This is a genomic window from Streptomyces sp. NPDC047971, assembly GCF_040653355.1.
Taxonomy (GTDB): Bacteria; Actinomycetota; Actinomycetes; order Streptomycetales; family Streptomycetaceae; genus Streptomyces.
Map to the genome: position 1 here is coordinate 355,567 of NZ_JBEZNW010000002.1, position 7,104 is coordinate 362,670.

The window sequence follows — 7,104 nt, forward strand, 5'->3', positions numbered from 1 at the left end:
CTTCGGGACGGGCAAAGCGGCCTTGGCACATTCAGTCCAGCCCGACCGTTTTTGGAGGCGTCAATTCCGCCCAATTTGCAGTGAAGTTCGCTCGAACGGCGCGGCTATTCGTCCGGGTTGGGACGGAACAGCGGCACCTCTGCGGAGACCAACTCCCACCGCGCGAGGGGCGGATGGGCCACGACGGCGCGCACCCATGCCTGTCGGGCGGCCGCTTCCGCCCGTCCCAGCGTCGGCGCATGCACGTAGACACCGACAACCGGGCAGGGCTCGGCGTCGGCATGCACGCTGACGTGCTCGATTCGGTCCGCGTCGAGGTCTCCGCCCCGCGTCAGCAGGGCCGCGGTGGAGTCGGGGAGCCGTTCGCCTTCGGGGTGCGGGAGAAGGCGGAGGTGGACAAGATACACAGGGGGAACCTTCCCGAGGGAAAGTGGAATCTCACGTACAAAGGGGCGGTAAGGGCGCTGCCGGTGGCGAACCGGGTGTCACCCAAAGGCCGTTCGGTACGCCGGGGCCGGATGGCCGCCAGAGGTCGGTCGCCAGACGCGCAGCCACCGGCGGCCCCGACTCGAGCCAATTCCACGGAGAGGGAACAGGGCGGCCGACAACGCCGTTGGTAGCAACGGGGGGCGAAGGGAAATCCCGGTGCCTTGAACGTTGCCTCTCGGATAGGGTTGGCAAGAACGTCCCTCGAACGCGTGTACGCAACCGTGGTGCGCTCGGTTGCGTCTGCCAGGACTGGAGCACTCAACGGAGATGGAAGCCAGATGCTGATCAACCTCGGGCTCGACGCCGTCGCAGAGACTGTCTACCGAGGGATGCTGGCGAATCCCGGCGACTCCCTCTCCGAGCTGGGCGGCCGGCTGAACATCCCCGAGACCGATCTGCGCGGAGCTCTGGACAAACTCAGTGAGCTCGCCCTGGTGCGGGCCTCCTCGGACAACCCGAGTCAGGTACACGCGGTCGACCCCCACCTCGGCATGGAAATCCTTCTGGCACGCCAGCAGGCCGAGTTAGCAGCCCAGCAGCAGCGCGTCGAATCGAGCCGCGCTGCTGCTGCCCGACTCATCTCCGAGTTCGCACACGAACACTCCTCCCGTTCCAATGCCTCTGTCCGATATCTCGAGGGTGTCGATACCATTCGGGACTACCTCGCAGCCCTGAACAGTCAAGTCGAAAGAGAATTCCTCACCTTCGCCCCTGGGGGCGCTCAGACACCGGCCAACATGCAGGCGTCACGCCCGCTCAACAGACGGTTGCTCGAGCGAGGAATCAGTATGCGCACGATATACCTGGACAGCATTCGCCGCGACCAGCCCAGTGTTGAACACGCAGAATGGCTCACATCCAACGGTGCGCATGTCCGAACGGCACCTTCACTGCCCAACCGGATGATCATTTGCGACCGCCGGGAAGCCATCATCGCCACCGACAGCGACAACACCGAAATGGGCGCGGTCGCCATCAGTTCACCCGGCCTGATCTCCTCCCTGTGCGCACTGTTCGAGAGCGAGTGGCGCTCCGCGCAGCCGCTGGGCGTCCCGCCCGCCCAGCAGCCCGGCGAGCTGACTCCGCAGCAGGTCACGGCGTTGCACCTGCTGGCCCAAGGGGCCACGGACGAATCGATCGCGAAGAAGCTCGGCGTATCTCCCCGTACGGCACGGCGCATTGCCACGGGCCTGCTCACGCACCTCAACGCACGCAGCCGCTTCCAGGCAGGCGTCCACGCCGTGCAGGAGGGCTACCTTCCGTCTTCCCCGGAATAACCGACAGACGAAGAACATCCCCTTGCTCAGGGCTTGTTGACACTCACCGCTTTCGCCCCCTCTCCTGACTCTGACCAGGCCCGGGGCGCATGTGTGGCCGACGTCCGAGGCTGACGGTCGCCTCTCGCGGGCCGACCGCGCCACGACCGGGCACCCGGGCGGCCGCGTGCCCGCCCACGTCCGCCCGAGGACCACGCCCCCCTTCCCACAGCGCTCCCACGTCGCCCCCGGCGTTCGCCCCTCGGCTCCCCCTGTTCCGACGGGCACTCCTCCGCGTCGATCATTCCGCGGTCCGCCGGAATATGGACACGTGCGAGCCACGGAATGCACGCAGTACATTTGGCGGCCCCGGGGCGGACTATTGCCCCGCCAATTCACCGGAACGGCCGACGGACTCGTCCGCCGCTGTCGACCTGTTTCGCTCAGCCGACGCAATTGCCGGCCGCCCGGTGACCCTTCCGCAACGACCCGGTGACACATTCACGAGGGGACACCCATGTCCGATCACAGGAGCGGTCTCGCCGTCGGCACCACCCTGCCGAGGCTCTCCCGCGCCGACGTCGACCGTGCCGCACGACACCTCGCCACAAGGGTGCTGCGCACCCCCGTCATCCGCAGCGACCAGCTGGACGCCCTGTGCGGCGCGCGACTGTGGCTGAAGGCCGAGAACCTCCAGCGCGGCGGGTCCTTCAAGGTCCGCGGCGCGCTGCTCGCCGTCGAGGAGCTGGCCGCCGCCGGCAGCCGGGGCGTGGTGGCCCAGAGCACCGGCAACCACGCGATCGCGGTGTCCCTCGCTGCCCGCGCCCACGCGCTGCCCACCCTGATCGTGCTGCCGTCCGACGCACCCCCCGCCAAGGTCCGGCGGGTCCGGGAGGCCGGTGCTCACGTGGTGTTCGCGGGAACGACGCTCGCCGAGCGCGTGACCGCCGTGGAGGACCTCCGAGACCAGCACGGCTACGACGTCGTCGACCCGTACGAGAACCCGCAGGTCGTCGTCGGCCAGGGAACCGCCACGGCCGAACTGCTCGACCAGGCGGCCGCGGAGGGCGTCCGCCTGGACACCGTCGTCGTCCCGGTCGGCGGGGGCAGCGCCCTCGCGGGCGCCTGCCTCGCCTCGTCCGGGCACGGGGCGGCCGTCGTCGGCGCGGAGCCGGAGGCCGTGCCCGCCTTCACCGCGGCGCTACGCGCGGGCGAGCCGGTCACGGTGGACGCCGCGCACACCATCGCCGACGGGCTGCGCCCCGACCGTATCGGCGCGCTCCCCTTCGCCCTCGCCTCCCCTGTCGCCGAGCGGGTGCTGACCGTCTCCGAGGAGGCCATCACCGATGGTCTGAAGGCCGCGCTGCTCCGGGCCCGGCTGCTCGTCGAGCCGGCGGCCGCGACGGCGCTGGCCGGAGCGATCGCGTTCGCGTCCGGGCCCGGTCGGGGCACCGACATCGGCGTTCTGCTCTCCGGCGGGAACGTCGAGCCGGGCCTGATCTCCGCCGTGCTCGCCGACCCTGCCGGCCTCGAACACCGAGCCGTCGCAAGCTGAGCGCCCTCCACACACACCTCGGCCCGAGGACGGTCGTCACCGTCTTCGGGCCGAGGTGTGTGTGCCGTGATGCCGGACTACTTTCCGGCCATGGCCTCGATCAGGCTCTTGGGGCGCATGTCGGTCCAGGACTTCTCGATGAAGGCGAGGCAGTCCTCCCGGCTCGCCTCGCCGTACACGGAATTCCAGCCCTCGGGCACATCGACGAAGACGGGCCAGAGGGAGTGCTGCCCCTCGTCGTTGACGAGGACCAGGTAGCTGGCATTGGGGTCGTCGAACGGATTCGTCACCACACTGTCCTTTCTCAGGTGAACAACTCTGATCACGCCGGTGACCACACCGGTGGCCCGGGTGCAGGAATTCCACACACACGCGATCCACAATTCAGATCTCGCGGAGCGCCACGGGTCCGCGGCGATTCACTATGACTCGCTTCGCATCGAGCCGACAACACCCCTAGGACTGTGCACCACTTCGGGCGCGCCCAACGGACCGCACAGGACGATCCGGGGTGTTCAACCGCGCCTGCGTATCAGTTGAACACCCCGTGATCTCTTGCCAAAAGGCGCTCCGCCCAGTAGCAGGACCCGTCACGTCGACTGCCGGCCGGCGCCCGGTTCCACAGGGGGAGTATCCACGGAATTCATGGAGACCGGGTCAGGCCGAACGCTGTATGTCAGATTCCCCCTCCTGCTCCTTGAACTGGGTGTGGTACAGCGAAGCGTACTGACCCCCGTGCGCCAGCAATTCCTCGTGCGTGCCCCGTTCACGAATGCGGCCCGCGTCGACGACCAGGATCTGGTCGGCCTCCCGAATGGTGGAGAGACGGTGTGCGATCACCAGCGACGTACGCCCCGTCAGCGCGCTCCTGAGGGCCCGCTGGATCGCGGCCTCGGACTCCGAGTCCAGATGCGCGGTGGCCTCGTCGAGGACCACGATCGGGGGCGATTTGAGCAGCAGCCGCGCCAGGGCGAGCCGCTGCTTCTCACCGCCGGAGAGCCGGTGTCCACGATCACCGACGACGGTGTCCAGACCGTTCGGCAACGCCGAGATCGAACCCCAGATCAGCGCTGCCCTGCACGCCTCGACCACCTCCTCCTCGGTCGCATCGGGGCGCGCGTAGAGGAGGTTGGCGCGGATCGTGTCGTGGAACAGGTGCGTCTCCTGGCTGACCACACCCACCGTCTCGCTCAGGGACTGGAGCGTCACGTCACGCACGTCGTGGCCACCGACCCGGACGGTGCCGGAGGTCGCCTCGTACAGTCGCGGCACCAGCTGGGTGATCGTGGTCTTGCCGGCACCGGAGGGGCCGACGAGTGCCGTCAGCTGTCCGGCAGGAGCGGTGAAGCTCAGTTCCTTGAGGATCCAGGCGCTGTCGCCCCTGTCCTGCTCGCGCAGGGCTATCGGTTCCAGGGAGGCCAACGAGACCTCCTCCGCGGTCGGGTAGCGGAACGACACCCGGTCGAACTCGACCTCCAGACCACCGGCCGTCGCGTCCGCGCTCGCGGCCCGGTCCTCGTCGGCGGAGGGGAGCGCCTGCGCGCCGGGCTTCTCGGCGACGAGCGGCTTCAGGTCCAGGATCTCGAAGATCCGGTCGAAGCTGACGAGCACCGTCAACACCTGAATCTGCAGGCCGGAGAGCTGGTTGATCGGCCCGTACATCCGGAACAGCAGCGTCACCATCGCGACGAGCGTGCCGATCTGGAGCGTTCCGGCGATCACCAGGTTCCCGCCGAAGCCGTACACGATCGCCGTCGTCATCGAGGTGAGCACCGTGATGACGATGAAGAACATCCGACCGTGCACGACGTTCAGGGCGGTGATGTCACGGACGCGGCCCGCCTTCTCCTCGAAGAGCGCCGCCTCCGAGGCGGGCCGGCCGTACAGCTTGGCGAGCTCCGCGCCCGAGACGTTGAAGCGCTCGCTCATCATGGAGCCCATCTCACCGTCGAGGTTCATCCGCTCGCGGGTCAGCCGCTGCAGCTTGCGGCCGATGATGCGGGCCGGGAAGAGGAAGAGCGGCACCATCGCCAGGGCGACAAGGGTGATCTCCCACGACAGATAGATCATCGTGCTGACGACGATGGCCAGGGTCAGGAGCGCCGACACCGCCTGTGTCAGAAGTGAGGTGATCGCCTGCCGGGTCCCGGCGATGTCCGTGTTGAGCCTGCTGACGAGCGCTCCCGTCTGCACCCTCGAGAAGAAGGCGAGCGGTTGCCGCTGCACATGCTCGAAGACCTCGGTCCGCAGGTCGTAGACGAGTCCCTCGCCGATCCTGCCCGAGCAGCGGGCCTCGATGTAGAGGACGAACGACTCCATCAACGCCAGCAGCACGATGCCGAAGGCCAGCATCACGACGATCTCGAACCTCTTCGGCACGATGCCATCGTCGATCATGAACTTCAGCATCAGCGGGCTGGCGGCGGTGATCGCGCCGCAGGCGATGCTCGCGAGGACCAGGACCGCCAGTTGGTTCCGGTAGCGAACAGCGTACGGGACTATGCGCCGCAGCGTGCCCGGCCTGATCTTCTGGCGGCTCATCCTTCCTTTCTCGAGAGTGGTTCCGGAGGTAATTCTTGGGCCGCCTATGAGGGCCATGGAGAAAACTCCTCGCTTGTGGGTGTAAGAGCCCTTTCCGTCCGATCGGAAGGCGGTGCGGCGGCCTGAAGGACGGCCGCTGCCGACGCGTTGCGGTGGAGTGGGGTGCCGTGGAGTGGGTTTCGCCCTGTGCGCACAAGGCGCTCGGGGTCGCCCCGGATGGTGGCGCCGGCCGCATCGGAATGCGGCTCGGCGGGAGTCGGAACGGTCGTGTTCGTCACCATGGGCATGTACGTTCTGCGCTTTCTGTCGCCCGGGGAGGTCTCTTGTGGAGAGGCCCCGGGTCGGTGCGGCGAAAGGCCCGCCCGTCAGCCGTTGTTCTCCGGCTTCGGGGTGTCGTGAGTGAGCTCCTGGGCGTAGAAGTCCTTCACTCGGGAGAGGAATCTGCGGCGGCTCGGCTTGGCGGCCGTGCCGGGCCGCGGCCCCGGGTCAAGGGCGTCGAGGATCACCTTGCGCCGGATCTCGGCGACGGCGACGGCGTCGAGGGCAGGGTCGGCGACCGGCCGCGACGGGGCCTCGCCGTCCGCCGTGGACGGCGTCGCGGCGAGGGCCTCGGGAGCCGGGGCCTCGGCTGGCCGGGCCTCACCGCCGGGCGGGGTGGCGCCGACGCGGCGGTCCGGCTCGGCGGCGGAGGCGGTCGAGGGGGCGGAGGACGGGATCGCGAGAGACATGAGAAGTACGCCTTCTGTCGCCAGGAACGGATGGAAGTGAGGTCGTTGAATCGCCCGCGAACCGAAGTGAGTGGTCTGCCGGCGGCACGGGGTGCGGGCGGACCCGGTGGCCGTGGAGCCGTCGGGGACCGCCGGCCCCGAAGGACCGTGAGCGGCCGGAGGCCGGCGGACCCCAGAGCGCCGTAGAGGCGTCGGAGGCCGTCGGCCCCAGGGGGACCGTGGAGCTGTCGGAGACCGGCGGCCGGCTCCAAGGGCCTCGGAGCGATCGGGGACCGGCGGACCGCCGGGGCCGACCGCCGGGCCGCAGCGGGCCGGGGCGTCGGAGAATCGGGCCGTTGGCTCGTCGGGGAGTCGGGCCATCGGAAAGTCGGGCAGTTGGACCGTCGGGCTGTTGGACCGTCGGCCTGTTCGGGGCTTCGGGCTGTTGGACCGTGGGGCTGTTCGGGGCTTCGGGCTGTTCGGGTCTTCGGTAGACAGGGCCCCTTCGTTCAGGGCCTGCGTCCTCGTGCCTTGCCTGCGCGCGCGGAGACCGCGC

6 protein-coding genes are annotated in these 7,104 nt (G+C 68.8%); 2 read left to right on the top strand and 4 right to left on the bottom strand.

Going from position 1 to position 7,104, the window contains the following annotated elements; genetic code table 11:
* Positions 1-104: 104 nt before the first annotated feature.
* The gene (locus AB0D99_RS04090) at positions 105-407 is read right to left on the bottom strand and encodes a hypothetical protein (protein ID WP_362356634.1); all 303 of its coding nucleotides are present in this window, start codon (positions 405-407) and stop codon (positions 105-107) included.
* A 360-nt stretch (positions 408-767) separates the two neighbouring features.
* On the opposite strand from AB0D99_RS04090, the gene AB0D99_RS04095 reads away from it, so the two are divergent.
* Together AB0D99_RS04095 and AB0D99_RS04100 are read left to right on the top strand one after the other, a co-directional pair.
* A complete protein-coding gene (locus tag AB0D99_RS04095; protein WP_362356636.1) occupies positions 768-1,766 on the top strand; it encodes a LuxR C-terminal-related transcriptional regulator in 999 nt (332 codons plus the stop codon).
* A 496-nt stretch (positions 1,767-2,262) separates the two neighbouring features.
* Positions 2,263-3,300: a pyridoxal-phosphate dependent enzyme gene (locus tag AB0D99_RS04100; protein WP_362356638.1), complete on the top strand. Its 1,038-nt coding sequence runs from the start codon at positions 2,263-2,265 to the stop codon at positions 3,298-3,300.
* Between the two features lie 77 nt (positions 3,301-3,377).
* Here AB0D99_RS04100 and AB0D99_RS04105 read toward each other — a convergent pair whose 3' ends face one another.
* From AB0D99_RS04105 to AB0D99_RS04115, 3 genes are all read right to left on the bottom strand, one after another.
* The gene (locus AB0D99_RS04105) at positions 3,378-3,590 is read right to left on the bottom strand and encodes an MbtH family protein (protein ID WP_362356640.1); all 213 of its coding nucleotides are present in this window, start codon (positions 3,588-3,590) and stop codon (positions 3,378-3,380) included.
* A 367-nt stretch (positions 3,591-3,957) separates the two neighbouring features.
* Positions 3,958-5,841, bottom strand: a complete 1,884-nt coding sequence (locus AB0D99_RS04110; RefSeq protein WP_362356642.1) for an ABC transporter ATP-binding protein — start codon at positions 5,839-5,841, stop codon at positions 3,958-3,960.
* A gap of 365 nt (positions 5,842-6,206) precedes the next feature.
* Complete coding sequence (locus tag AB0D99_RS04115) at positions 6,207-6,569, bottom strand: hypothetical protein (protein WP_362356644.1); 363 nt, start codon at positions 6,567-6,569, stop codon at positions 6,207-6,209.
* Positions 6,570-7,104: the final 535 nt, after the last annotated feature.

What these genes read in the sequence shown, in the direction of transcription:
- AB0D99_RS04095 (WP_362356636.1), top strand. Translation starts at nt 768, where the DNA reads ATGCTGATCAACCTCGGGCTCGACGCCGTCGCAGAGACTGTCTACCGA.
- AB0D99_RS04100 (WP_362356638.1), top strand. Translation starts at nt 2,263, where the DNA reads ATGTCCGATCACAGGAGCGGTCTCGCCGTCGGCACCACCCTGCCGAGG.
- AB0D99_RS04110 (WP_362356642.1), bottom strand. Translation starts at nt 5,841, where the DNA reads ATGAGCCGCCAGAAGATCAGGCCGGGCACGCTGCGGCGCATAGTCCCG.
- AB0D99_RS04115 (WP_362356644.1), bottom strand. Translation starts at nt 6,569, where the DNA reads ATGTCTCTCGCGATCCCGTCCTCCGCCCCCTCGACCGCCTCCGCCGCC.